This is a genomic window from Bacillus sp. NPDC077027 (assembly GCF_050269555.1).
Classification (GTDB): Bacteria; Bacillota; Bacilli; order Bacillales; family Bacillaceae; genus Bacillus.
This window is the reverse complement of the sequence record NZ_JBNNIO010000002.1, coordinates 203,364-228,199: the sequence shown is the minus strand read 5'-3', so window position 1 is coordinate 228,199 and position 24,836 is coordinate 203,364. Positions and strand designations below refer to the sequence as shown.

Below are 24,836 nucleotides of genomic sequence, written 5' to 3'. Positions count from 1 at the left end.
TATGAATTTACGAGCAAAACTTTTTTTTCACTTCGTTGGTCAAATGTTTATCGTGATTTTGTTGCTCAGAACTGGAAACAACTTTTCTGAAAACCTATATAATCATAAGTACTATGAAAATGTGACAGAGACTGGTTTGACAAAGGCTGATGATGAAACGCTTATGAGCTGGTTGTATTTTGACGGTGATGGAAATATGATTGCCGATTCGCAATTAAAACAAGCCGTTGAAAAACGAGATGGTTGGCTACAAGTCATTGATTCCAAGAAACAGACAATATACGATTACCATCTACCAAGCGATATTCCAAGCTCTTATCAGAAAAATGAAATGGTGCAAATCTTTGAAAAGAGGCAATATAAAAACTATAAAATGTATTTCTGGCCAATTGAAATTGGTCATGAGAGTTTTATCGTTTTATATGGATTCAAAACAAGCAGTACAAATGTTGCTGCTTATATAAAAAAACATGAAAAAAATCTCGCTGCATTGTCTCATTACTCAAAGGAGACAAAAGAATATATAAAAAAGATGAATGGTTCTGTCCATTTATTTAATGAAGAGGGAAAATATCTTCAAGGAATTCGACCAAATAAAGATTTTAAGAATGGTTCAACAGACGTTGAACTATTGAAATATCAATCAAAGCCGTGGGAATTCCGAAGTGACCTATCATATATCAATATCAATAAAGATTTATGGATGATTGTGTCCGTTCCAAACAAAGTGTATAGCCCTGATGAACGTTTTTATCAGCAAACAGATGAATTAAGACAGTATTCGACCTTTTTAATTGTATGCATCATATCCATTATCATCGGTGTGATGACGTTTTGGTACTCGTATCGTTACGCTCTACCTATCTATCACATTATTAGATGGCTCTCATTCTTATCAAGAAACAAATTACAAGAGCCAACGAATCGAAAAGGGATCCCCTATAGTAAAAATAAAAAGGGACGCATTAAAAGAGAGTATCGATTATTTGAGGATATCATCAAGACAATGGATCGGCTCACCAATACACTGAAAGAGAATGAAGAAAACCGCAGAAAAATCCAAACAACAAGGGAAGAATGGATTGCGGGGCTATCCCATGATTTAAAAACCCCTCTCAGTACGATATACGGCTATGGTTTAATGCTAGAAACCAATCAATATCAATGGTCTAAAGAAGAAGTCGTTGAGATGGGGCAAGTCATTCGAGAGAAGTCAGAATATATGTCATCCTTGATTGAAGACTTAAACTTAACGTATCGATTGAAAAATAGTGCTTTGCCAATTAACCGAAAGCCGATTGACCTTGATTTGTTTCTCGCATCCATTATGGATGAATTTGCGAGAAGCTCATTTTCTGAAGGTTATCTATCATCATTTGAAGATCAAACGAATAATGGTGTTATCTTTGATATAGACAAAGCGTGGTTTAGAAGAGTGATTGAGAATCTTCTAGCAAATGCGGTGAAGCATAATGAAAAAGGGACACATATTATGGCCATCTTGTCCGAAAATGGTCAAGAAGTGCGTATTGAGATTCGTGACAATGGGCGCGGTATGGAGACAGAAACGGTAGATAAGCTATTCAATCGTTATTATAGAGGCACAAATACCAATGTCTCTTCAAATGGAACGGGTCTCGGACTAGCCATTGCAATGGAGCTAGTGCTTCTCCATAACGGCGATATCAAAGTGGAAAGTGAAATCGATAAGGGAACATCTATTGTGATTATCCTTCAAAAGCAGAATGAAGTAAAATCAACATAAAAGCAATTTCCTTGCAAAAGGAGGTTGCTTTTTCCTATTTTGGGATTGAAAAAGAGAATGTGAATCGGTACAATAAAATTGTTAACGTGAACAAAAAAGTTTGATGAGGAAGAATGGGGGAGTTTCATGAAAGCGTTTTTAGATGAGCAATTTTTGTTAAACAGTCAAACAGCGGAAAAGCTTTATCATGAGTATGCGAAGGACCTTCCGATTATTGATTACCATTGCCACTTAAGTCCAAAAGAAATTTATGAAAATAAAGCATTTCGCAATATCACTGAAGCCTGGCTTTATGGGGATCACTATAAATGGCGAGCTATGAGGGCAAATGGTGTTTCAGAAACACATGTGACGGGGGATGCATCTGATAAAGATAAGTTTTTAGCTTGGGCAAAAACAGTACCAATGACGATTGGAAATCCACTTTATCATTGGACTCACTTAGAGCTAAGACGCTATTTCAATGTAGAGGAACTATTAAACGAAGAAAATGCAGAGCTCATTTGGGGAAAAGTGAATGAACAGCTACAAGGAGAAGGCTTTGGTGCGAGAGATTTGATCATAAAGTCCAATGTGGAAACAGTTGTCACCACAGACGATCCGATTGATTCTCTTGAATATCATCAAAAGCTACGTGAAGAAAGTTTTTCTGTTCAAGTCCTGCCAGGATTTCGCCCAGACAAGGCACTCGACATCACGAGTGAGAACTTCGCAAATTATGTACGTCAGCTAGGAGAAGCTGCTGATTTGGACATTCAAACTTATGAGGATTTTTTGAAAGCGCTTAAAATAAGAGTGGCATTTTTTCATGAGCAAGGCTGCTTAGTCTCTGATCATGCAGTGAATGAAATGGTGTTTGCTGAAACAAATGAGAAAGAGGTAAGAGAAATCTTTTTTAAAAGATTAGCAGGCTGGAAATTGACAAAAGAAGAGGAAATGAAGTTTAAGACATATACATTCGGTTTTCTTGGGAAGGAATACAAAGCGTTAGACTGGGCAATGCAACTTCATATCAATGCACTTCGCAACAATAATTCAAAAATGTTTCGTAAACTTGGACCTGATACGGGGTATGATGCAATGAATGATGAGGATATTGCGAAGCCACTTTGTCAGTTTTTAGATCAGCTCGAACAGGAAGATGCTCTTGCAAAAACCATTATATATTCATTAAATCCACGTGACAATGTGGTGATTTCGACACTCGCAGGAAGCTTTCAGGATGGGGAAACACCAGGGAAAATACAACATGGAACAGCTTGGTGGTTTAATGATACGAAGCAGGGGATGACAGAACAAATGTCTGCTCTCTCTAGCATTGGATTAATTAGCCGATTCATTGGTATGCTGACCGATTCAAGAAGCTTCCTTTCTTATACGAGACATGAATATTTCCGCCGTTTGCTTTGTGACATCATAGGAGAGTGGGTTGAAAAAGGTGAAGCACCAAATGATTTAGCGTTGCTTGGCAAAATCGTCAAAGGCATTAGCTATGAAAATGCGAAGCAATATTTTCAATTTGAACGAGCAGAACAGCCAGTGCTGCAATCTAAGAGATGAAGTTGAAAGCGGTTTTATGGTAAGATGTTGGTAAAAAACATAAAGGCGGATTAGCATGACAGTCACAATAAAAGATATAGCAAAATTGGCAAATGTTTCTCATACCACGGTATCAAGAGCTTTAAACAACAGCCCTTTTATTAAAGAGAATACAAAACAGAAGATATTGTCGATTGCAAAACAGTTGAACTATTCCCCAAACGTCCATGCGAGAGGCCTTGTGTCACAGAAATCATTTACAATTGGATTGTTTTTTACGAGTCTAACCGAGGGGACATCCTCCAGTTTTTTCGTAGATGCTTTAAAAGGTGTAAACAGTGTGATCACTGAAAATTATAATATGTTTGTCAGAGGCATTGATGATTTTCATGATTACTCTACGATTCATAAGCAACGCTACGATGGCATCTTGCTGATGAGTCAAAGCGAGCATGATGAAGCATTTATCCATCATGTAAAAAAACAAGAGATACCAATCATCGTCTTAAATCGTCGTGTGGAAAATGAAGATGTCATGAATATATTAGCAGATGATAGTCAGGGCGCTTACAAAGCAACTAATTACTTTATCCAACATGGGCACAGGCACATTGCCATTATCGAAGGAAAAGAAGGCTTTAAATCTACTCAAGAGCGAAAAGCAGGGTTTCTACAAGCACTAATTGACCATGAAATACCAATTAAAAAGGAATATATGATGAAGGGTGACTACCATATGAAAAGCGGCTACGAATCTATGGAAGCGCTCTTAGCGCTAAAACAACCACCGACTGCACTCTTTTGCTCTAATGATGATATGGCGATTGGGGCAATGAATGCTCTCTATGCCAACGGTAAAACATGTCCAGACGATCTATCAATCATCGGTTTTGATGATATTGTGTTTTCGTCGTACACAACACCGGCACTGTCGACTGTTAAAAAACCGATAGAAAAAATGTGTATTTTAGGGGCAAAGGCTATTCTTTCCATGATGAGCGGGGAAGAAACGACTGGAAACAAACCGAAAAAAACTTATGTTCACACGGAGCTCATGGTGAGAAAGTCTGTGAAGAAGGTGCGGTAACAAGTACCTTTTCGTCAAAATGTTAACGTGTGCATGATAAGGAGGACGATATGAACCGATTATCTAAAGCGTTGTATTCATCAACTACTACTTATCCAGAAACCATTTTGCAAATTGGTGAAGGGAATTTTATGAGGGGATTTATCAATTGGCAAATTCAACAATTAAATGATCGAACAAATTTTAAAGGCAGTGCGGTTGTGGTTCCTCCAAGAAAAGGGTCTGTTGATATGCTAAATGCACAGGATGGGTTGTACACATTGTGTATTCAAGGGTTTCATCAAAATAAAGCAATCAATGAAAGAATGATTATTCATTCGATTAGTAGAGGAATTAGTACCTATGTTGATTATGACGGCTTTTTACAGGTGGCGGAAAATCCTGATTTGCGGTTTGTTTTTTCGAATACAACAGAAGCAGGGCTTGTTTTTCGGGAAGAAGATCGTCTTGAAGATCGTCCGCAAGCAAGTTATCCTGGGAAGCTGACAGCTTTTTTATATCAAAGGTTCAAGACCTTCTCTGGTAATTTAGAAAAAGGATTAGTTGTTCTTCCATGTGAATTACTAGAGGAAAATGGTGATTTACTAAGACAGCTTGTGGTGAAAATGGCAGAGGCGTGGCAGCTCTCACCAGCGTTTATTTTATGGTTAAAAGAAGCCAATGTTTTTTGTAATACACTGGTAGATCGAATTGTACCAGGCTTTTCAGAGGAAGCCGCACGAACAGTGCTAAAAGAAGAGGGGTATGAAGATGATCTTCTGGTAACGGCAGAATACTACCACCTTTTTGTCATCGAGGCACCTGCTTTTGTTCAAAAGGAGCTACCATTTCAAGAGGCGGGCTTAAATGTTTTATTTGTTGATGACATAGCGCCATATCGAATGAGAAAGGTCAGAATATTAAATGGTGCGCATACAGCGATGGTGCCACTTGCCTATCTATCTGGTCTGGAAACAGTCAAAGAAGCAGTGGAAGATGAAGTAGTAGGCACATTTATTCGCAGTATGCTAGATGAAGAGATTTTGCCAGGGCTTGATTTGCCACAGGCTGAGACAACGAGATATACACAAGAGGTGTGGGATCGTTTTTGTAATCCTTTTGTCAGGCATCAACTGATGGATATCGCTTTAAATGGCATTTCAAAATTTAAAGCAAGAAATTTGCCGTCGCTTCTTGCTTACATGAAGCTTGGGTGTGGTCTCCCTAAGAAATTAGTCTTTGTCCTCAGTAGTTTGATTTATTTTTACGGCGAACTTGCGAATACGTTAAAGGATGATGAGGATGTACTCGCTGTGATGAAAAAGGCTTGGTGTAAGGGAGAAGCGCCTTTTTCAAGCGTAGCAAAAAATATACTTTCAAGCAGAACACTTTGGGGAATGAATCTAAATGAAATAGAGGGATTATGTGATGCAGTTACCTCTCACCTGACTCACATACATGAGCATGGGATGAGAGCCTCTATTAAAGAGATGCTTGCTCAACAGTATGAACAACAGGGGGAAAAAGCATGAAAGATTTTATTGTGATACACCCTTCAGATAATGTCGGAATTGCGCTTAGGGTATTGGAGCAAGGGGAAGAGGTCGAGTATCAAGATCACTCAATCGTTTTGAAAGAAACGATCGCAAAGGGGCACAAGTTTTCTTTGACTGCCATACAAGCTGGGGAACATGTAATCAAATACGGTTATCCGATTGGGCATGCGATTTCTCATATTGCGCTTGGAGAATGGGTGCATACAAGGAATACAAAAACGAATTTATCTGGAAAGTTAGATTATGAATACAATCCCACTTTTACAGAAAACCCGTATAAAAAAACAGCGCTTACATTTAAAGGGTATAAAAGAAAAAACGGTACAAGCGGGATTCGCAATGAGCTATGGGTCGTGCCAACAGTCGGTTGTGTCAATGGGATTGCAGATCAAATCATCCGTATATTTACAGCTGAAATGGGAGGAGATATTTCTCCATTTGAAACCGCTTTGGTTTTAAAACACAATTATGGCTGTTCACAGCTTGGGGATGATCATGAGAACACAAAAACCATTTTGCAAAATGCTGTAAAACACCCGAATGCTGGCGGAGTACTTGTGCTTGGACTTGGTTGTGAAAACAACGACATAGAAGATTTTAAAGAAACGTTAGGTGATTATGATCCGCAACGGGTCAAATTTTTGCGAAGCCAAGAGGTAGGAGATGAAATTGAAACTGGCGTTGCATTGCTGAAAGAAATTTATGATGCAGCAAAGAATGATCACCGGGTGGACCTCCCATTGTCTGAGCTGAAGCTTGGCTTAAAATGCGGGGGATCGGATGGCTTTTCAGGTATTACAGCGAATCCACTTTTGGGGAGGCTTTCTGATTTTATCGCTGCCCAAGGAGGCACGACTGTTTTAACAGAAGTTCCGGAAATGTTTGGAGCTGAAAAAATTTTAATGGAGCGAGCAGAGTCAGAAGACATATTTCATGATATCGTGCACATGATTAATGATTTTAAACAATACTTTCTTGATCATCAGCAGCCGGTATATGAAAATCCTTCCCCAGGAAATAAAGCGGGAGGAATCTCGACATTAGAGGATAAGTCGCTCGGATGTACACAGAAAGCTGGAACATCTCCAGTAAGAGGCGTGCTCAAATATGGTGAACAATTACAGCAAAAGGGCTTGAATTTACTAAGTGCGCCAGGTAACGACCTTGTGGCATCATCGGCTCTTGCAGCCTCTGGTTGTCAGATGGTTCTCTTCACAACAGGAAGAGGGACGCCATTCGGCACGTTTGTACCAACAATGAAAATCTCAACCAACACGGCATTATATGAAGCCAAAATACATTGGATTGATTTTAATGCTGGAGAGCTGCTAGAAGATGTTCAAGAAGATTTGGTTCTTGAAAAACTCATTTCCTATGTGATTGATGTGGCAAGTGGTCGTCAACTAAATCACGAAAAAAATCATTTTAGAGAACTTGCAATCTTTAAGACAGGTGTCACACTTTAGGCTGATGGGGGGAAAGATGGATGTCAAAGAAACGGGATTTTATGTATATCACAGCAGGAACAGTCTTAACGGGTATTGGTATCGCTGGATTAGCAAAACAAAGGAAAAAAGTTGCACACTTACAAGAACATATTTTAAAGCAAATCGAGCCTCCTGTTTTTCCAGCTAAAGAATTCAATGTGATTCATTATGGTGCTGACCCAAAAGGAGAGGGGCTTTCAACTAAGGCGATTCAATCTGCAATTGATGATGCCAACAGATTAAAAGGAGGGCGTGTCATTATTCCAGCAGGCACTTTTTTAACCGGTGCGCTTGAATTGAAGAGTAATGTAGAGCTTCATTTACATGAAAAAGCTCATCTCATGTTTAGCCAAGAGACAAAACATTACTTACCGCTCGTTTTAACTAGATACGAAGGGATTGAGCTGTATAATTATTCACCGCTCCTCTATGCGCACCATGCCGAAAACATTGCGATCACAGGTACTGGTACACTAGATGGACGAGGTGATGAACATCACTGGTGGCCATGGAAGTATGGCACGAACGGACAGCCTTCTCAAGAACGCGATCGTCAGTTTCTTTTTGATATGGCTGAAAAGCGTATACCTGTTGAAGAAAGAGTGTTTGGAGAGGAACACTATTTGAGATCAAGCTTTATTCAGCCATATCAATGTCGGAATGTGCTAATTGAAGGAGTGACTGTGAAGGACTCACCTATGTGGCAAGTACACCCCGTCCTCAGTGAAAATATCACAGTGCGCAAAGTAAAGGTGATTGGACATGGGCCAAATACGGATGGTGTTAATCCTGAATCTTGTAAAAATGTACTAATCGAGGACTGCTATTTTGATAATGGGGATGACTGTATAGCAATTAAATCGGGAAGGAATGAGGATGGAAGAAGAATTGGGATACCTTCTGAAAATATCGTCATTCGCCGCAATGTAATGCGAGACGGACATGGTGGTGTAACGATTGGAAGTGAAATATCAGGCGGTGTGAGACATGTATATGCAGAGGACAATGTGATGGATAGCCCAAACCTTGATCGGGCTTTGCGAATAAAAACGAACTCTGTACGAGGTGGAACGATTGAACACATTTATTTCAAAAACAATACCGTTAATAGCTTGAAGCATGAAGTAGTGTGTATTGACATGATGTATGAGGAAGGGGATGCAGGCATGCATCGTCCAGTCATTCGTCATATCGAGGTAGAAGGGTTAAGAAGCAAAGGAGGCAGATATGGTGTGAAAATTGCAGCTTACCCACATTCGCCTGTCAAAGGCTTTAAAATGAAAGACTGTATTATAGATGATGTCTCTTATCCGCTCTCACTAGAACATGCAGAATCACCATCTTTCACAAATGTCGTGGTGAATGGTGAAAAAATAAATTCATAGTCGAGATAAAACAGTCTTTTCACAGTAATTGCAAAGGCTGTTTTCTTTTTTTAGCCTTAAAAATCCCCTTTTAGAAACCGCATATACAAGCCTTCTCCACTGTAGTATAATATTCCCGAAATTAGAAAAGAATTGACTGAAGGAACAGGCGTCAGTACATAAAGCAGGGGGTTTATTAATGAAGAAAATTACAACCTTATGGCTATCGTTATTGCTTGTGTTTGGTGTTTTGGCAGGTTGTGCAGGTGCAAACACAGATAACAAAGCAGCGGAATCACAGAAAAAAGAAACAGTCACAGCCGCATTCCCTGTATCTATTAAAGATGCAACAGGTAAAACGGTTAAAATTGAACAAGAACCGAAGCGTATTGTGTCGTTAATACCAAGTAATACGGAGATTGCTTATGCGCTTGATTTAGGTGACAAAATTGTTGGGAGATCAGACTTTGACAACTATCCAAAAGAAGTTGAAAAAGTTGAAAAGATTGGTGGAATGGATTTCAATGTGGAAAAAGTCATTTCATTGAAGCCGGATCTTGTACTAGCTCATGCTTCACAGTTATCCTCTAAAGCCGGGTTTAAGCAGCTTGAGGATGCGGGTATTCAAGTGTTGACGGTGAGTGATGCGACATCATTTAAAGACGTTTATCAGTCGATCAACATGATTGGACAAGCAACTGGTGCGAAAGATCAGGCATCAAAACTTGTGAAAAGCATGAAAACAAGTATGAGTGATTTGAAGGAAAAATCAGGCGTGATTTCAAGTAGCAAACAAAAAACGGTATTTGTCGAAGTGTCAGGCTCTCCTGAAATCTATACGACAGGTAAAAATACATTTATGGATGAAATGATCCAAACAATCAATGCTAAAAATGGAGCTGGAGATCAAACTGGCTGGGTGCAAATGACAGAAGAAGCGATTATAAAATTAAACCCAGATGTCATTGTCACAATTGATGGTGCCTCTTTGGCTGACCTGAAAAAAAGAGATGGTTGGAGCGATTTAAAAGCAGTGAAGGAAGGACAAGTCTTTCAAATTAACACTGATCTTGCTTCAAGGCCTGGTCCAAGGTTAATTGAAGGGGTCGAGGAACTTGCGAAAAGCATCTATCCTGACACGTACAAATAAGTTAATACTGACGTACGCTTTTAGCGTCATGCTGCTTGTTGTCAGCATTGGAATGGGAATCTCATTTGGTAGTCTAGGGATTCCCATTCCATCTATTCTGAAGATTTTTGTTCATGAAATAATGGGCATTCAAATAGGTACTATTGATGCCATTGATCGTAATATTATGATGAATATACGTTTGCCACGGGTTATTTTAGCAGCACTTGTTGGCGCAGCACTTGCTCTTTCTGGTGCGGCATTTCAAGGTCTATTGAAAAATCCACTTGCTGATCCGTATACACTCGGTGTATCACAGGGGGCGTCTGTTGGAGCGGTTGCGACCTTATTCTTTGGTCTTCAGTTCCCGTTTTTAGGTGGTTTTACATTGCCTTTTTTAAGTATATCGTCAGCGCTCGTCACCCTATTTTTTGTGCTGTTTTTTGCTCGGATTGTTCATCGAGGCATGAGTATTTCTTCATTGATTTTGACAGGTGTCATTTTTAGTTCATTTCTTGGTGCGCTTATTTCGCTCATGATCGCTTTAACTGGTGACGACTTGAGACAGATTATTCATTGGCTACTAGGCAGTGTATCAATGAGGGGCTGGAGCTATATTGTGTTGTTTCTGCCGTTTTTCATTCTTGGTGTACTCGCCCTTGTGCTGAGCAGCCGAGAATTAAATGTGATGACGTATGGAGAGGAAAAAGCACAACTACTCGGTGTGAATGTCAAAAGGAGTAAGTATGTCGTTCTTTTGGCAGGTTCTATTTTAACTGGCAGTGCTGTTGCCGTTTCAGGAACCATTGGATTTGTCGGACTAGTCATTCCCCACTTCATTCGGCTTTTGTCTGTGACAGACCATCGTCACCTGCTCCCGTTATCAATGTTAAATGGGGCTTCATTCCTTGTACTATCTGATCTTTTGTCGAGAACAATCATTGAACCGACAGAGCTTCCGATTGGTATTGTGACTGCACTGATTGGAGCGCCTGTGTTTGGAATGATCCTCATCCGTAGATATAGAGGAGGTCAAATTCATGATTAACGTGGTGCAGGTCTATGGAGGTTATGGTCAGAAGGATGTCATTCAGAATATCAGCTTCAGTGTAAAGCCAGGGGAATTTTTAGGAATCCTTGGACCAAATGGAAGCGGAAAATCGACTTTACTTAAAATGATTTCAGGTATCATGACGCCAAAGAGCGGCAGTATCTGGCTAGATGGATGTCCGCTTCAATCTTATCATTCGAAGAAGCTTGCCAAAAAGCTAGCTGTCTTACCACAGAAAACCGATCAAGCCTTCTCCTTCACAGTTGAGGAAACCGTTCAGTTTGGGCGCTATCCTTATCATAAAGGGTTGTTTCAAACACTAACTGATGCAGATCATCGTATGATCAATCAATTCATGAAGCAAACCGATATTGAACGTTTTAGAGAGCAGTCTATTCACGAATTAAGCGGCGGCGAACAACAACGTGTCTATTTAGCACAAGCTCTTGCCCAAGAACCAGATTATTTATTGTTAGATGAACCGACAAGCTTTCTTGATCTGGCTTATCAAAAAAATCTCCTGGATCTAATGAAAGAAGAGACGGTCAACTCTCAGTTGGCGGTCATCGGTGTTTTCCACGATGTGAATGTTGCCAGTCTCTATTGTGACCGGCTGCTACTGTTGAATGAAGGAAAAGGAGAGGTACTTGATCGACCAGAAAGTGTTCTTTCAGCTAAGCGGATCGGTGATATATACGAAACCAGTGTAACGGAGCTGAGTCATCCTGAGCGTGCCAATCCTCAGTTCACCATTGATGCAATTCGCTTTCCAAAGGTGATAGAAAGGCGGAGCTGGGAAGATGGACTGACCACTATCGGAGCAGACGGCCTCCTCTTTTCCATTGATCAACCACTCCGCATTCTGTCCTCTTCTTCGGGCAGTGGCGGCTTCTTTTGGAAAAGAGCACTTGGCACAGGTGTGCATTTCTCTAAGTGGGAAAGGCAGATTCCGTATAAATCAGAGGAAATGTGGTTTGTTCAGCAAAAGGGTGGCATTCATCAGCATGTGAGTGATTTTGATCAAGACAATCTGTGTATCATTGGTATGAGAAATGGAAAAGGCGAGCTAGCTGTTTGGGTGATGTTAAACAGCTATATCACAGAGGGGACGTTTGTACAGCTGCTTAGCTTTGTGATGCAGACGATTCAGGCGTATATGCAAATAAAAGTTGACCATATTTGTGTGGCATCGACGCAATGCGATCAACAACGAAACAATGCCTCTGATTCACAGCTCTTTCCCTCTATCCAAAGAAAAATGATCCATGTGCTCGATCAGTTATGCTCTACGTAAAGCGGACAATTTTTAGTCCGCTTTTTGTGTGTCAAAAAAACACCATGACGTTTAAACAATCGGTGCTATTTTGAAAAGTGTTTCATAATAAAACAAATCGGATTTCCATGAAACAGGGTATACTAAAAGCATGAGCATATGAAGGAAGGAGAGAAACACATGAAACTTTACACTAGAGCTGGTGATCAAGGGAAAACAAGTTTAATAGGCGGTAAAGCAGATAAGGATCATTTACGAGTAGAGGCTTACGGCACTCTAGATGAAGCGAATAGTTTTATTGGTTTGACACATGCCTGTCTTAAAAAACAGGAAGAGCTTTTTGAAGATCTGTTATCAGAACTGACAGTCATTCAACACGAGCTCTTTGATTGCGGTGGAGACCTTGCCACAGTAAAGCGAAAGCATGACGGGAAACTAAAGGAAGCTTCGGTAGAAGTACTAGAACAAAGGATGGATCGATATGTGGAGGAAGCGTCGCCACTGACGAAGTTCATTTTGCCAGGCGGTACTGAAGGAGCTGCGCTGTTACATGTCGCAAGAACAGTGGTCAGAAGAGCAGAACGCAACATTGTCTCACTAGCGAAGCAAGAAGACATTCCTCCTGTCACATTAAAATATGTGAACCGTTTATCAGATTATTTATTTGCCGCATCCCGTATTGTCAATCATCGTCTCGGATCAGAGGATGTCGAATATGAGCGAAGTGCTAACGTTTTTCATACGGATTAATTGGAAGCACTCTTCAAGCTGAAGGGTGTTTTTTGCTGTCTGTTTAAGGGAAGTCTTAACATATTTACGACTCTGGTCGCAATCAAAAATCAAACTGCGACACGTTTTGCACAGTCTTTGATTTGACTATAGTTAAAGCAAGGAGCAAGAAAGGAGGCATATAGATGAATATGTCAGGTAAAGCAATCATCGGGTTGATCCTGATGCTGTTAGGTCTTTCCATCTTCTTTGGTGGTTCGGTTGGTGGCATCATTCCTAGTATCATTGGCGCTTGGCTCATTTATGTAGGGGTTAAAAAATATGATAAAGGCAACAAAATAGGTGGCGTCATCATCGCAATCATCGGCTTGATGATGCTGGTACACTTTCTTCCGCTATTGATCAGTATCGTGCTTGCGTTAGCTCTATTCTATTTTGGGTGGAAGCTGATGAACGTAGAATCATCTAGATCACATAGACGTTCATACAGAGAGGCAGAAACAGTCCCTCACAGCGAAGATAAATTTGAATCTTCATTTGATCAAGAATGGGAAGATTTCTTAAAGAAAAAATAAAAGGGAGGAAAACAAAATGGTATTAAGAAGAGTAAGAGATGTGATTGTTGCAACTGTAAATGAAGGGTTGGATAAACTCGAAAATCCACGTGTGATGCTCAATCAATATGTGCGTGATATGGAGAATGACATCGCCAAAGCGAAGCATGCGATCATGGAGCATCAATCAATTCAACGAGGGTTTTTACGTAAGGTGAATGAAACTGAAGCTCTATTAGCGAAACGAAAAAATCAAGCACAATTAGCCTTTGATGCAGGAGAAGAAGAGCTTTCACGCAAAGCGCTAACGGAAATGAAATACTTTGAAGAGAAATATGAACAGTACAGAGAATCCTACGATCAGTCTCAGGTACAAATGATTGAACTAAAAGAGCAGTTACAGCAGTTAGAAACAAAACTTCGAGATATTAAAGATAAAAAGCAGGCACTCATTGCAAGAGCCAATGCTGCACAGGCAAAACAACATATGAATGAGTCGATGAATAAGGTAGATAGTGAGAGTGCTTATAAAGAATTTCTCCGTATGGAAAATCGAATCGAAGACTTGGAAACAAAAGCAAGCGGATACCATCAATTTTCTGAGCAACATGGTGCCTATGCTCATCTTGATTATGCAGACGATGTAGAAAGAGAATTACAGAAGCTAAAAGCGACTAAAATAAACGAAGAAAAAGCAGCAAATTAAATCATACCTACTGATTGGAAGAAAAAACGTTTTTTCTTCCGATTTGATTTCTTTCTTAGCTGCTTTTACTTATAATAAAAAGGTCACAAGGATAAAGGGTGAAACAAATGAAACGATTGTTAGGTTTGCTGTTTATGGTCGTTGGTATTTTTTTAATCATTGGTATGTTTTTTAAAGATCGTGGCTTTGCTGATTTTGGATTCACGCGAGGAGAAGCGGTGACAACTGCTTCAGCAAAAACAGCAGATATTCAGCGTCTTGATGTCTCTCTCTCTGGTTTTCATGTCACAGTAGAGCCAGAAAAACGCAAGGATATTGCGGTATCAGTTGAAAATGGAAAAGGAAAGATGTATGCCGAACAAACAGGCAGTACGTTTCGAGTTCGTGCGGAAAACAAAAGGTTTTTGTTTTTCTCCGGAGTCGAAAAAGGTGAACTCCTTATAAAAGTACCTGTTGACTATCATCAAAATGTTACGATTACAGGAGACAGTGGAAAAATATATGTGGACGGACGAGGCGAGCTTACGCTCAATGATGTGGTCTTGAAATCCACAAGTGGCAAATTGATTGCAGAAAATCTGTCTGCCAAAAACGCTGAAATAAAAGCAACTTCTGGTAAGCTGGAAGTGTCCCATATTGATGCAGAGGATAGTGAGATTAGTGTAACCTCAGGTAACGTAGACATTGCTGATGTCAAGGGGAGCTTGAAAATGGGAATGACAAGTGGGCGTCTTCGAGCAAGCTTTGATACAATCACTGCACCCATTTCCTTTCACATGACCTCAGGAAGTGCGAAAATTGATCTGCCTGATCAAGGCGATTTTAAAGTGAAAACAAAGGTGACTAGTGGAAAAATAGATCATTCCTACAACTTTGATCAAGTAGACGGTGGCAATAGGAATTTCACAGGAATTATTGGGAAGGGAACACACCTTTTTGATATCGAGATGACAAGTGGTAAGCTACGTTTACGCTAATCGGTCAAAAAACGGAAGGAGGCGAGTCCACTGCGTATTTCAAGAAATCAAATTTTAGGCATCATTGTGGTCATCTTTGGTATTAATCTTTTTTTAAATATTATTGGCGTAGGGGGCGAGTTATTTTGGCCTCTGTTTTTTGCACTAGCCGGATATTTTCTGCATACGCGCTCTAAACGCTGGCTCGGTTCTGTTTCTTACATTTTTGCTGGTTTTCTATTTTTGAGGTTTTTGTTAAACATTACGTTCAGTTTAGCAGGGTATTTATTTGCCGCCTTTTTAATCTATGCAGGCTATCGGTTGTTAAAAAACAAGCCAGTATTTGATGCAGGTAAGAAGGAAGAACCTGACAATAAGCCAGAAACAGAGCCGGAAAAGAAGGTCAACCTTGAAAAAGAGGATGATCACAAAAAAACAAAAAGCAGTGCAAGGCCACGGAAGGAGCATGACTTTTTTATAGGAGAAGTCAGGCTTATGAAAAAGCCTTTTCAGCTTAGTGATTTGACGATTTCTGGTTTTGTTGGAGATGTGAAAATTGATTTGTCAAAGGCTATTATTGCTGAAGAGGAAAGTACCATTTTGATTAGCGGATTAATTGGTGATGTGGATATATATGTTCCTCAGGATATAGAAGTGTGTGTGAGTGCTTCTGCTGCTATCGGTGATATGAAGATCATTGATGAAAAACGGAGTGGGTTTGGTAGTAAGGTTTTTGTAATGACCAATGATTATGACGAGAGTAAACGAAAGGTCAAAATCTCTATATCTCTCCTCATTGGTGATGTGGACGTGAGATATTTATGAAGAGATTGCGTCTAGGAATTCAGTGGCAAGCTGTCCGTTTGGCAGTAGGAATCGCCCTGAGTGTTGTCATTCTGTCTACACTGCTTATGGTTTTTTATTATCGGCTCGATCCAATGCTTCTACTCTCTTATCGTTGGTCAGGCATTCCGTTCTTTTTAATTTTGCTATTAATGAGTTTGATCATTGGTGTGACGGCTGGTCTGATGTTTGGTTACCAGCAGAAAAAACGCTTGGAGCAGATCATTGAATCCATTTTGAAATTTGAGAATGGGAACTTTGCCTTCAGATTACCACCTCTTGGTGATGATGAGATCGGCATTGCCGCTGATCAGTTGAACGAAATGGCAAAACGTGTTGAAATGCAAGTTGCCTCCTTACAGAAGCTTTCCAACGAGCGTGCAGAGTGGCAAGTACAAATGAAGAAATCGGTTGTCTCAGAGGAACGTCAGCGGCTAGCAAGAGAGTTGCATGATGCAGTAAGTCAGCAACTATTTGCGATCTCGATGATGACATCTGCCATTCTTGAGGGAATGAAGGAAAAGGATGAAAAGGTGCTAAAGCAAATGAGACTTGTGGAAAGCATGGCGGGTGATGCACAAAATGAAATGCGTGCACTACTGCTTCATTTACGACCAATCACACTTGAGGGCAAAGACTTGAAAAAAGGTCTGATCCAACTGCTCAATGAATTTCAGGCGAAACAACCTATCGACATTGATTGGGAAATTGAAGACACATTACGTTTATCAAAAGGGGTAGAAGATCATTTATTCCGTATTGTTCAGGAAGCACTGTCAAATGTATTTAGACATGCGAAAGCAACAAAAGTGACGGTGCGTCTTTTAATTAGAAACAGCCAAATTCAGTTGAAAATTATTGACAACGGGATCGGTTTCCAAACAGATGTGATAAAAACCGCCTCATATGGACTTGAGTCCATAAAGGAGAGAACAAGTGAGGTTGGGGGCGTAGCAGAAATCATTTCATTTGAAGGAAAAGGGACGCAAATTGATGTAAAGGTTCCGATTTTCGATGAAGGTAAAGGAGAGAATATCTGATGATTCGAGTGCTTTTAATCGACGATCACGAAATGGTGCGAATGGGGCTTGCTGCCTTTTTAGAGGCGCAGCCAGATATTGAAGTCATTGGTGAGGCGTCAGACGGACAAAAAGGAGTGGAGCTGGCCATTGAACTGAGACCAGATGTCATTCTAATGGATCTTGTAATGGAAGGAATGGATGGCATCGAGGCAACGAAAATGATCTCCAAGCAAATGAGTGATGTCAGAATCATTGTCCTTACAAGCTTTATTGATGATGATAAAGTGTATCCTGTCATTGAAGCAGGGGCGCTTAGCTACCTATTAAAAACATCCAAAGCAGGCGAAATTGCTGATGCAATCCGTTCTGCAAGCATTGGAGAGCCAAGGTTAGAATCAAAAGTTGCAGGCAAGGTCATGAATAAACTCCGTGATTCATCAAGTGGTACACTCCTTCACCAATCATTGACCGCAAGAGAAATGGAAATTTTAAAACTCATTGCAGATGGCAAATCAAATAAAGTGATCGCAGAAGAGTTGTTTATTACGATTAAAACAGTTAAAACCCATATTACGAACATTTTATCGAAGCTTGAAGTCGAGGATCGAACGCAAGCAGCCGTTTATGCTCATCGGCATAAAATAATCCAATGAAAAAACAGCTTTCTTTTGAAAGCTGCTAGGTCATGTGTAGGTTAATCCTTTTGTCCTGATTGAGGACGTTCGGATAGTTGATGGAGTTCAGGAACTGGAAAAGCCTCCTGCTCCTCGGCCGATTTTTCTTGTAGTGTTTTCTTCATATCGGATAACAGCTCCAAGCTCTCCTTTGCCAATGCAGTCTTTTTTTCCTGCAAATCAATTACTTTTGACAATCCAGTAAGGAACCCGCCTCCAACGATCATGAGTGCAGGGGTTTGTCCATAATAAATGAGGATCATTAATGTGCTTGTTAAGCTGTTGGCTTCAATAAAGAAATCTTCTTTTGATTGTGAGAATACGACAATGAATAGAAGTATTCCTAAAACCACAAGTAGAATTCCGGCCACCAGTAAAGCTCGTTTCATGATTGACACCCTTTTTTTCTTCTCATTCTAACATACTCTACGAGGATTGTGTTGCGCCCTTAGTCCCGAAGTCACGGATTTTCACATCTGCTTTGTAGTGAATATCGGCTTCGCTAAAGGTGTCATCCCAGTGTTTTGCTTCTTTTTTGAACTCTTGAGGATAAGAAATTCGGGCTTTTGTATAAAATCCGCAAATGTCTACTTTCATATTTTTTAGATCGTGGACAAAATCAATAACCGACGATTCTATATTCTTCTTGACGGCAGATTCTATTTCGTTTAAATATTTTTCATCAAACGCATTTTCTCTTTCATTCCAATCCTCCGATAGTCTTCCATCAATAGAGACAGACACATCAAACCGGTATGTTCCGCTTTTTGTTCGACTTGTTTGAATGCTCTGCTTTAATTTATATATTTCAAATGAGTAAATGCTATGTTCATGTTCAAATTCAATGACACCACCTTGAACTTCACCAGTTAAGAGGTTATACGCCTGAACACCTAGAGGTGAAATGTTTGTCAGAAACCGTTTCTTCTTAATAATAGATGCCCCGTCAACCATCAATTTCCCCTTCTCAATGCTTATTTTAGGAACGGCAAAAGAGACATTGTTTTGCATATAGGAGGAGATATTACCAAGTGATACAGCTGGAAATAGTCGAGTCGAAGACTTTGCGTTCTTTGCAATATCATATATTGTTGTTGAAGCGGGTTGTCCAGCATCATCAATGGATAGAACTTCACTAGGATTTTCAGGTGTCATAAACACAAGGTTATCTCTTCTTGTTTCATTATCACGAATAAATTGGTTAATAACCAAATCAAATTGATTTTCATTGATTAATTCCTGAGAAAATAAAGAAATACGGAGCTGTTGGGCAAAAATGCGATGACTGGTTAAAGCCGTCGTTCGAAAAATTTGGTGGACAGAATCACCAGAAGTCTCAATGATTTTTGTTGGGTCTTTCACATTTGCTTGTTGATCAATTTTTTGCGGGACGAGCACTTGCATAGATACTTTAAGTTTCTTCCCGTTATCTCCTTTATCTACAGCATAACCAATGGCCATGTTGAGGTCTTCGATGTTTGTACTATCCCAGCATCCACATAATAAAAAAAGTATGATCAATACCGAGATGGCTCTATATCTCATGCTTGTTTACGCCTCCTTTTTATAAAAACAATGACAAATAGGAGAAATGGCAGAATGCCAAACAAAACGAAAAATAAATTGTTGACATAGATTAAGTAATCTCTGACTGTATCGACATTCTTTGGATAGATAGCCGCACCGTAAATGATGATCGTCAAGAGGGCGAGAACAATGATTTTAGGGAGCTTAGTTAATTGGCATAAACCGATAGTGGCAAAGAACGTGTATCCGACAAAACTCGTATAAAGCTGGATAAGCCATACGATGAGTAAGAACGATTCAAGGCGTTCGATGAAAATGCCATGAATATCAAATGATTGAAACAGTGCGATTGTTGGCCAAGTTAAAGTAGCGGTTTCCTTTACTGTTAATGCCCCGACAACAAGTACATACGTAAATATATAAATGATGACAGGGATCATAAAACCGATCGTGCCATAAGCAAACGTGTGCTTTTGTGTCTTTAGAAAAATCGGCATAAACAGCATCATCTCAATGCCAACAAATGAAATCGCAGATGCGTTAAATGATTGAAAAACAGGCTTCATTCCATCACTTAAAACAGGCCGCAAGTTATCTAACTCGAATTCTTGGGCACTAAAGCCATAGGCAACACATAAAATAATTAAGGTAACAATTAAAAAAAAGGGACAGAGTCTGGCAAAATCACCAATTCCACCAATGACGAGATAAAACGCAACTAGGATAAAGCTCATCATTGTAATAAATGTGGGGGTGTTTTGAAGTAAAAAAAACTTGACCATTTCTGACATGGCTCTCACTTCATAGCTTGCCACACCAAGGAAGTAAACAATGATCAATATATTGACAAACGATCCAAGCCATTTACCAAGCCCTTCTTTTGTATAGTCATAGTAGGAGGAGAAAGGCACTTTTTTCATCATCAGCACATTCAAATAGATGAAAATGATAAAGATGAAACTCATCAGCAGGAGAGCAATCCAGCCATCAGGTGTTTTACCTGCTTGTGTCATGGCTCTTGGCAAAATTATCATACTCGCACCAAGCGTCGTGTTGGCAATGATTGCTCCAGCCTGATAGCTTGTAATAGACTCTTTATGATTGACCATGTCGCTCTCCTTTCTTTTGGTTTTTTAAAGGCAATCTAATAATTGAGTTGTCCTCGTTTTTATAGCTAAACACAAAATCAGGCGAGAAGTATGGCGTGCCGAAGCTCTTTTGTCTCGATAAATGCGTCAGTAAAACGAGCATGAATAGTACGAGACCATACAACCCAAAAGCAGCTGCGGTGAACATAGAAACAAACCGAAGCACACGAAACGACATCCCCATCCCATATTGAGGGACTGTAAATGAAGCCAAGGCAATGACACTCACGATAATAACCATAATGGAGCTGACAATATGGGCCTGTACCGCCGCTTGTCCGATGACAACTCCACCAACAAGTCCGATGGTTTGTCCAAGTGGATTTGGCAGTCTAAGCCCTGCCTCTCTCAGCAATTCAATCGTCATTTCCATAATCAGTGCCTCCACAATGGGAGGGAATGGGACGTTTTCTCTCGTGCTTGAAATGGAGATCGCAAGGTTTGTTGGTAACATCCCTTGGTGAAATGAAACAAGGGAAATATAAATGGCTGATAAGAAAAGTGTAATGAAAATAGAGGTGAATCTGAGTAACCGAATCAATGAAGCTGCAATCCATCTTTCATAATAATCATCTGGTGATTGCATAATGGTAGCCAGTGAAGCCGGGACAATGAGGACAAACGGTGAATTATCCACAAAAATAGCAATGCGTCCGTTGTTCAAGGCAGAGGCTACTTTATCTGGTCGTTCGGTATTCTGAATTTGTGGAAAAGGAGAATAGACATTGTCCTCTATCAGTTCCTCAAGCACGCCAGAATCTTGAATATCATCAATTGTGACTTGCTTGAGCCTCTTTTTCAGCTCTTTTAGTGCGTACATATCTACGATCCCATCGATGTACATAATCGTAACGTTATTGTATTTTTTTTGGCCGATAGGAACTTCAATCGATTTCAATTCAGGGTTTTTTAAACGCTGTCTAACCAGTGCCAGATTTGTGGGAGTGTCCTCAATGAAGCCAACTTTTGGCCCTCTGACTACTGTTTCAGACGTCGAATCAGTGAGATTTCTTTTTTTTGTTCCAGTCGTTTCTAAAATATAGGCATGCTGAAAGCCGTTAATGAGAAGGGCACAATGACCTTGAAATATAGCGTCTAACACTTCTTCTATTGTTTTGACGGACTGAGTGGTCATCATGGACAGATTTGTTTCAAGCTTCTCTTGTGTTAAGGAAGCATGATCCTGCAAAAGGAGTTTCAAAAATGTTTGAATCTCCATTTCCTGCGTCATCTCTTTAATATACAAATAGTAGATAATCTGTCCGTTGCTCAATGTTTTTTTCTCATGGACGAGGTCATCCATATCTTTTAACTGTGGGAGAATCATTGAGAGGTTATCGTATATGTGCTCTTTCAAATTTGTTTGATTCAATGATATCACTCACCTAAAATTGATTTTTATTAGCATTACCTGGTTGAAAAAACAATATTCTGTGATACATTATTTTGTGGTAAAGAAAGTGGGATCATGTTTGGAGGAGTAAAGATGGCACAAATACGTTTAGCAGGAACGAAGGATGAGCTAGACAGCATATTGAAATCTTTTGAGAAGCATTATAAGATTACATATACGTCGAAGGAATATGGAAAAACGAACCCAAAATACAAATATTCGAAAGATCTTCGTGTTTATATTGAACTAAAATTAAAATAAAGATAAAATTTTAATTGGAAACGCTTAAAGGATTTTTGTTTTTTGTATAGAATAGGGTTGAGTGACGAGAAGCTATGGAGGGATACATAATGACGGAATATAGAATCGAAAAAGATACAATGGGCGAAATCAAGGTGCCAAAGGACAAGTTCTGGGGCGCACAAACACAACGAAGCAAAGAGAACTTTAAAATCGGTTCTGAGAAAATGCCTAAAGAGGTTGTGAATGCGTTTGCAATTTTAAAGCGCAGTACAGCCATTGCCAACGAACGTCTTGGAAACCTTGAAAGCGAAAAAGCAGAAGCGATCGCAGCAGTATGTGATGACATCATGAGTGGCAAATATGATGAACACTTTCCACTTGTCGTCTGGCAAACAGGAAGCGGTACACAAAGTAACATGAACATGAACGAAGTCGTATCAAACAGAGCGACAGCTTATTTAAAAGATAAAAACAGTGAGTTCACAATTCATCCAAATGACGACGTGAACCGCAGTCAAAGCTCGAATGATACATTCCCAACAGCAATGCATGTTGCAGCTGTACTTGCTGTTTACAACAAATTAATTCCTGCAATTGACCAATTAAGAGCAACCCTTGATGAAAAAGCGAAAGCGTATCAAGATATCGTAAAAATTGGTCGTACACACCTTCAAGATGCAACACCACTGACTTTAGGACAAGAAATTAGCGGTTGGGTGTACATGCTCGATCGTTCAAAAGAAATGGTGCTTGAATCTACTGAAAAAATCAGAGAGCTTGCCATTGGGGGAACAGCAGTTGGTACAGGAATCAACGCACACCCTGAATTCGGGACATATGTTGCTGAAGAAATCAGCAAGTTAACTGGTCAAACTTTTAGCTCTTCACCAAATAAATTCCATGCGCTTACAAGCCATGATGAAATCACATATGTACACGGTGCTTTAAAAGCCCTTGCCGCCGATTTAATGAAGATTGCTAATGATGTCAGATGGCTTGCAAGTGGTCCGCGCTGTGGTATCGGTGAATTAATCATTCCTGAAAATGAACCAGGAAGCTCAATTATGCCGGGTAAAGTAAACCCTACGCAGAGTGAAGCATTAACAATGGTTGTCGCCCAAATTATGGGGAACGATGCGACGATCGGGTTTGCAGCGAGCCAAGGGAACTTTGAATTAAATGTATTTAAACCAGTGATTATCTATAACTTCTTACAATCTGTTGAACTTCTTGCAGACGGAATGAACTCATTCCATGACAAGTGTGCAGTTGGGATTGAACCGAACCGTGAAACGATTGAAAAGAATTTACAAAATTCATTAATGCTTGTTACAGCATTAAATCCGCATATCGGTTATGAAAATGCAGCAAAGATTGCGAAGCTTGCTCATAAAGAAGGCTTGACATTGAAACAAGCAGCACTTCATTTAGAACTTCTTACTGAAGAGCAATTCGAGCAATTTGTGAAACCAGAAGAAATGGTTACACCAAAAGCAAAATAAAAAAAACAGGGGCGCCAGTAAAATGCGCCCCTGTTTTTAGTCGTTTTAAATAGGGAATCTAGAAATGATGTTATAGATGATCCTCTTTCACAATCCTTAGGAGTGCTTCAGCATGAGGCTGAAGTGGTATAAACGTGTTTAATTGATGAAGCATGCCTTTTAGAATAACCTGTCTAGGCTTTTGCTTCCTTAATTCATTTTCTAAAATCGTTAATGCTTCAAAAATGTCAGGCTCCTCTGACGCATCATAGTGTGCTTCAGCCTCTTCAATAAGGTGAATCAAAAGTGACTGAGTGAGCGGATCAACTGCTCGTTCGTAAATGGGACCGAACCATTTACTAGCTTGATCAAGAGTGATGAGCGGAGTATCTTTTCTTTTCATCATCCCTGCCATGAGATCATCAATACGATAAAGGATGGTTTTGGCAAGCTCGTCCGCTTCTACTTGATAATCATATAACATAACCAGTTCAAAATAGACATGACTAATCCCTTCAATCATCAAACAAGCGTCCGCTGTATACGTTCTCGCATCATCTCCGTAAATACGCTGAATGTTATCAATGTGGAGCTGAATCGTAGCAAGTCTAATTTTTTTAGCAAGCTGTTGAGTTTCCTCATTGAGTGGCAATGAACTATCGCTCATTTGCATTTTAATAAAATCTTTTTGTTTTAAAATATTCTCGTAATAGACTGTTAATTGCTTACGATAAGCCTCTCTTGGTGTGCCACCTTCTGTTTGAAGCTCGTGAATACGGGTAAATACCTTATCATAATAGTAATGCAGGATGGCTATGAGCAAAGCTTCTTTAGATTTGAAATAAAGATAAAATGCGCCCTTGGACATATGGCATTCATCGGCAATTTCTTGAACAGAGGTCGTGTTATAGCCTTTATTGGCAAATAATCTCATACCGGCTTCGATCATCATTTTTTCCTTTTTCTTCAATACGAATGTCATCCTTTCTGAACCGAGAGACAAATGTCTTAGGAAATGTTGCAAATAGAATATGACTTATCGGTCATAAAGCGGGAAAAATTTAAAAAATTAATCAGATTGTAACTTGTTTTTTACAGTGTAATTCTTTATATTATAAAGTAAGGTGACCAACTGGTCAAAAAATAGAAAGGATGATGATTCATGAGAGAGATCGACGATATGATTAGACGTTTGCGTAGCAAAGGCATTCAAGTAGAAAAAGTGAAAATGCCGAAGGAAACGACGATTGAGAAAAAATGGATCTATCAAGCTGGCAAGAAGATCAAAACAACGTACCGCGATTTTAATGGATATTCGTTCATATAAAAA

The 24,836-nt window shown here is 39.7% G+C and carries 24 protein-coding genes; 19 read left to right on the top strand and 5 right to left on the bottom strand.

What is annotated here, in order from left to right; all coding sequences use genetic code 11:
* The first annotated feature begins 1 nt into the window (after window position 1).
* The 16 genes from ACQKEZ_RS06775 to ACQKEZ_RS06700 all read left to right on the top strand — a co-directional run bounded on the left by ACQKEZ_RS06775 (window position 2) and on the right by ACQKEZ_RS06700 (window position 17,693).
* The gene (locus tag ACQKEZ_RS06775) at window positions 2-1,765 is read left to right on the top strand and encodes a sensor histidine kinase (protein WP_427299554.1); all 1,764 of its coding nucleotides are present in this window, start codon (window positions 2-4) and stop codon (window positions 1,763-1,765) included.
* Window positions 1,766-1,891: 126 nt separating this feature from the next.
* Window positions 1,892-3,325: a glucuronate isomerase gene (gene uxaC / locus ACQKEZ_RS06770; RefSeq protein WP_427299553.1), complete on the top strand. Its 1,434-nt coding sequence runs from the start codon at window positions 1,892-1,894 to the stop codon at window positions 3,323-3,325.
* A gap of 55 nt (window positions 3,326-3,380) precedes the next feature.
* A complete protein-coding gene (locus ACQKEZ_RS06765; RefSeq protein ID WP_427299552.1) occupies window positions 3,381-4,391 on the top strand; it encodes a LacI family DNA-binding transcriptional regulator in 1,011 nt (336 codons plus the stop codon).
* A gap of 50 nt (window positions 4,392-4,441) precedes the next feature.
* Window positions 4,442-5,902 (top strand): tagaturonate reductase, encoded by a 1,461-nt coding sequence (locus ACQKEZ_RS06760; protein ID WP_427299551.1) that lies wholly within the window; start codon window positions 4,442-4,444, stop codon window positions 5,900-5,902.
* Entirely contained in the window at window positions 5,899-7,392 is a 1,494-nt protein-coding gene (locus ACQKEZ_RS06755; RefSeq protein ID WP_427299550.1) for a UxaA family hydrolase, read from the top strand. Before ACQKEZ_RS06760 ends, ACQKEZ_RS06755 begins: the two co-directional genes overlap by 4 nt.
* Window positions 7,393-7,412: 20 nt before the next feature.
* Window positions 7,413-8,798, top strand: coding sequence for a glycoside hydrolase family 28 protein (locus tag ACQKEZ_RS06750; RefSeq protein WP_427299549.1), 1,386 nt, complete (start codon window positions 7,413-7,415; stop codon window positions 8,796-8,798).
* A 178-nt stretch (window positions 8,799-8,976) separates the two neighbouring features.
* Complete coding sequence (locus ACQKEZ_RS06745; RefSeq protein ID WP_427299548.1) at window positions 8,977-9,927, top strand: ABC transporter substrate-binding protein; 951 nt, start codon at window positions 8,977-8,979, stop codon at window positions 9,925-9,927.
* The gene (locus ACQKEZ_RS06740; RefSeq protein WP_427299547.1) at window positions 9,893-10,954 is read left to right on the top strand and encodes a FecCD family ABC transporter permease; all 1,062 of its coding nucleotides are present in this window, start codon (window positions 9,893-9,895) and stop codon (window positions 10,952-10,954) included. The genes ACQKEZ_RS06745 and ACQKEZ_RS06740 overlap by 35 nt, the downstream gene beginning before the upstream one ends.
* Window positions 10,947-12,251 carry an ABC transporter ATP-binding protein gene (locus tag ACQKEZ_RS06735; RefSeq protein WP_427299546.1) on the top strand — a complete coding sequence of 435 codons (1,305 nt, stop codon included), beginning with the start codon at window positions 10,947-10,949 and terminating at the stop codon, window positions 12,249-12,251. Before ACQKEZ_RS06740 ends, ACQKEZ_RS06735 begins: the two co-directional genes overlap by 8 nt.
* Before the next feature lie 159 nt (window positions 12,252-12,410).
* Window positions 12,411-12,980 carry a cob(I)yrinic acid a,c-diamide adenosyltransferase gene (locus ACQKEZ_RS06730; RefSeq protein WP_427299545.1) on the top strand — a complete coding sequence of 190 codons (570 nt, stop codon included), beginning with the start codon at window positions 12,411-12,413 and terminating at the stop codon, window positions 12,978-12,980.
* A gap of 164 nt (window positions 12,981-13,144) precedes the next feature.
* Complete coding sequence (locus ACQKEZ_RS06725) at window positions 13,145-13,534, top strand: hypothetical protein (protein WP_427299544.1); 390 nt, start codon at window positions 13,145-13,147, stop codon at window positions 13,532-13,534.
* Between the two features lie 16 nt (window positions 13,535-13,550).
* Window positions 13,551-14,219, top strand: a complete 669-nt coding sequence (locus ACQKEZ_RS06720) for a PspA/IM30 family protein (RefSeq protein WP_427299543.1) — start codon at window positions 13,551-13,553, stop codon at window positions 14,217-14,219.
* A 107-nt stretch (window positions 14,220-14,326) separates the two neighbouring features.
* Window positions 14,327-15,196, top strand: a complete 870-nt coding sequence (liaG, locus tag ACQKEZ_RS06715) for a LiaG family protein (RefSeq protein WP_427299542.1) — start codon at window positions 14,327-14,329, stop codon at window positions 15,194-15,196.
* Between the two features lie 36 nt (window positions 15,197-15,232).
* Window positions 15,233-16,000, top strand: a complete 768-nt coding sequence (gene liaF / locus ACQKEZ_RS06710) for a cell wall-active antibiotics response protein LiaF (RefSeq protein WP_427300495.1) — start codon at window positions 15,233-15,235, stop codon at window positions 15,998-16,000.
* Window positions 15,997-17,058 carry a two-component system sensor histidine kinase LiaS gene (gene liaS, locus ACQKEZ_RS06705; RefSeq protein ID WP_427299541.1) on the top strand — a complete coding sequence of 354 codons (1,062 nt, stop codon included), beginning with the start codon at window positions 15,997-15,999 and terminating at the stop codon, window positions 17,056-17,058. The genes liaF and liaS overlap by 4 nt, the downstream gene beginning before the upstream one ends.
* Entirely contained in the window at window positions 17,058-17,693 is a 636-nt protein-coding gene (locus tag ACQKEZ_RS06700) for a response regulator (RefSeq protein WP_427299540.1), read from the top strand. Before liaS ends, ACQKEZ_RS06700 begins: the two co-directional genes overlap by 1 nt.
* A 41-nt stretch (window positions 17,694-17,734) precedes the next feature.
* Here the strand turns inward: ACQKEZ_RS06700 and ACQKEZ_RS06695 are convergent, their stop codons facing one another.
* From ACQKEZ_RS06695 to ACQKEZ_RS06680, 4 genes are read right to left on the bottom strand one after another with little or no spacing between them, the layout of a single operon-like run.
* Complete coding sequence (locus ACQKEZ_RS06695; protein ID WP_427299539.1) at window positions 17,735-18,103, bottom strand: hypothetical protein; 369 nt, start codon at window positions 18,101-18,103, stop codon at window positions 17,735-17,737.
* Between the two features lie 37 nt (window positions 18,104-18,140).
* A complete protein-coding gene (locus tag ACQKEZ_RS06690; protein WP_427299538.1) occupies window positions 18,141-19,259 on the bottom strand; it encodes a Ger(x)C family spore germination protein in 1,119 nt (372 codons plus the stop codon).
* Window positions 19,256-20,350, bottom strand: coding sequence for a GerAB/ArcD/ProY family transporter (locus tag ACQKEZ_RS06685; protein WP_427299537.1), 1,095 nt, complete (start codon window positions 20,348-20,350; stop codon window positions 19,256-19,258). Before ACQKEZ_RS06685 ends, ACQKEZ_RS06690 begins: the two co-directional genes overlap by 4 nt.
* Complete coding sequence (locus ACQKEZ_RS06680) at window positions 20,337-21,761, bottom strand: spore germination protein (RefSeq protein WP_427299536.1); 1,425 nt, start codon at window positions 21,759-21,761, stop codon at window positions 20,337-20,339. The genes ACQKEZ_RS06685 and ACQKEZ_RS06680 overlap by 14 nt, the downstream gene beginning before the upstream one ends.
* 114 nt (window positions 21,762-21,875) lie before the next feature.
* Between ACQKEZ_RS06680 and ACQKEZ_RS06675 the strand changes: the two genes are divergently transcribed.
* Both ACQKEZ_RS06675 and fumC read left to right on the top strand, forming a co-directional pair.
* Window positions 21,876-22,043, top strand: coding sequence for a YvzF family protein (locus ACQKEZ_RS06675; protein ID WP_427299535.1), 168 nt, complete (start codon window positions 21,876-21,878; stop codon window positions 22,041-22,043).
* 89 nt (window positions 22,044-22,132) lie between these two features.
* Window positions 22,133-23,527: a class II fumarate hydratase gene (gene fumC / locus ACQKEZ_RS06670; RefSeq protein ID WP_427299534.1), complete on the top strand. Its 1,395-nt coding sequence runs from the start codon at window positions 22,133-22,135 to the stop codon at window positions 23,525-23,527.
* Window positions 23,528-23,597: 70 nt separating this feature from the next.
* Here the strand turns inward: fumC and ACQKEZ_RS06665 are convergent, their stop codons facing one another.
* Window positions 23,598-24,476, bottom strand: a complete 879-nt coding sequence (locus ACQKEZ_RS06665) for a TetR/AcrR family transcriptional regulator (RefSeq protein ID WP_427299533.1) — start codon at window positions 24,474-24,476, stop codon at window positions 23,598-23,600.
* A 192-nt stretch (window positions 24,477-24,668) separates the two neighbouring features.
* Here ACQKEZ_RS06665 and spxO point away from each other — a divergent pair, with 192 nt between their 5' ends.
* On the top strand, window positions 24,669-24,833 hold the full coding sequence (spxO, locus tag ACQKEZ_RS06660) for an anti-adapter protein SpxO (protein ID WP_427299532.1): 165 nt from the start codon (window positions 24,669-24,671) through the stop codon (window positions 24,831-24,833).
* The last annotated feature ends 3 nt before the right edge of the window (window positions 24,834-24,836 follow it).

What these genes read in the sequence shown, in the direction of transcription:
- ACQKEZ_RS06685 (WP_427299537.1), bottom strand. Translation starts at nt 20,350, where the DNA reads ATGGTCAATCATAAAGAGTCTATTACAAGCTATCAGGCTGGAGCAATC.
- ACQKEZ_RS06690 (WP_427299538.1), bottom strand. Translation starts at nt 19,259, where the DNA reads ATGAGATATAGAGCCATCTCGGTATTGATCATACTTTTTTTATTATGT.
- ACQKEZ_RS06750 (WP_427299549.1), top strand. Translation starts at nt 7,413, where the DNA reads ATGTCAAAGAAACGGGATTTTATGTATATCACAGCAGGAACAGTCTTA.
- ACQKEZ_RS06735 (WP_427299546.1), top strand. Translation starts at nt 10,947, where the DNA reads ATGATTAACGTGGTGCAGGTCTATGGAGGTTATGGTCAGAAGGATGTC.
- liaS (WP_427299541.1), top strand. Translation starts at nt 15,997, where the DNA reads ATGAAGAGATTGCGTCTAGGAATTCAGTGGCAAGCTGTCCGTTTGGCA.
- ACQKEZ_RS06755 (WP_427299550.1), top strand. Translation starts at nt 5,899, where the DNA reads ATGAAAGATTTTATTGTGATACACCCTTCAGATAATGTCGGAATTGCG.
- liaG (WP_427299542.1), top strand. Translation starts at nt 14,327, where the DNA reads ATGAAACGATTGTTAGGTTTGCTGTTTATGGTCGTTGGTATTTTTTTA.
- ACQKEZ_RS06760 (WP_427299551.1), top strand. Translation starts at nt 4,442, where the DNA reads ATGAACCGATTATCTAAAGCGTTGTATTCATCAACTACTACTTATCCA.
- uxaC (WP_427299553.1), top strand. Translation starts at nt 1,892, where the DNA reads ATGAAAGCGTTTTTAGATGAGCAATTTTTGTTAAACAGTCAAACAGCG.
- ACQKEZ_RS06730 (WP_427299545.1), top strand. Translation starts at nt 12,411, where the DNA reads ATGAAACTTTACACTAGAGCTGGTGATCAAGGGAAAACAAGTTTAATA.
- ACQKEZ_RS06720 (WP_427299543.1), top strand. Translation starts at nt 13,551, where the DNA reads ATGGTATTAAGAAGAGTAAGAGATGTGATTGTTGCAACTGTAAATGAA.
- fumC (WP_427299534.1), top strand. Translation starts at nt 22,133, where the DNA reads ATGACGGAATATAGAATCGAAAAAGATACAATGGGCGAAATCAAGGTG.
- spxO (WP_427299532.1), top strand. Translation starts at nt 24,669, where the DNA reads ATGAGAGAGATCGACGATATGATTAGACGTTTGCGTAGCAAAGGCATT.
- ACQKEZ_RS06765 (WP_427299552.1), top strand. Translation starts at nt 3,381, where the DNA reads ATGACAGTCACAATAAAAGATATAGCAAAATTGGCAAATGTTTCTCAT.
- ACQKEZ_RS06725 (WP_427299544.1), top strand. Translation starts at nt 13,145, where the DNA reads ATGAATATGTCAGGTAAAGCAATCATCGGGTTGATCCTGATGCTGTTA.
- ACQKEZ_RS06675 (WP_427299535.1), top strand. Translation starts at nt 21,876, where the DNA reads ATGGCACAAATACGTTTAGCAGGAACGAAGGATGAGCTAGACAGCATA.
- ACQKEZ_RS06695 (WP_427299539.1), bottom strand. Translation starts at nt 18,103, where the DNA reads ATGAAACGAGCTTTACTGGTGGCCGGAATTCTACTTGTGGTTTTAGGA.
- ACQKEZ_RS06700 (WP_427299540.1), top strand. Translation starts at nt 17,058, where the DNA reads ATGATTCGAGTGCTTTTAATCGACGATCACGAAATGGTGCGAATGGGG.
- ACQKEZ_RS06745 (WP_427299548.1), top strand. Translation starts at nt 8,977, where the DNA reads ATGAAGAAAATTACAACCTTATGGCTATCGTTATTGCTTGTGTTTGGT.
- ACQKEZ_RS06775 (WP_427299554.1), top strand. Translation starts at nt 2, where the DNA reads ATGAATTTACGAGCAAAACTTTTTTTTCACTTCGTTGGTCAAATGTTT.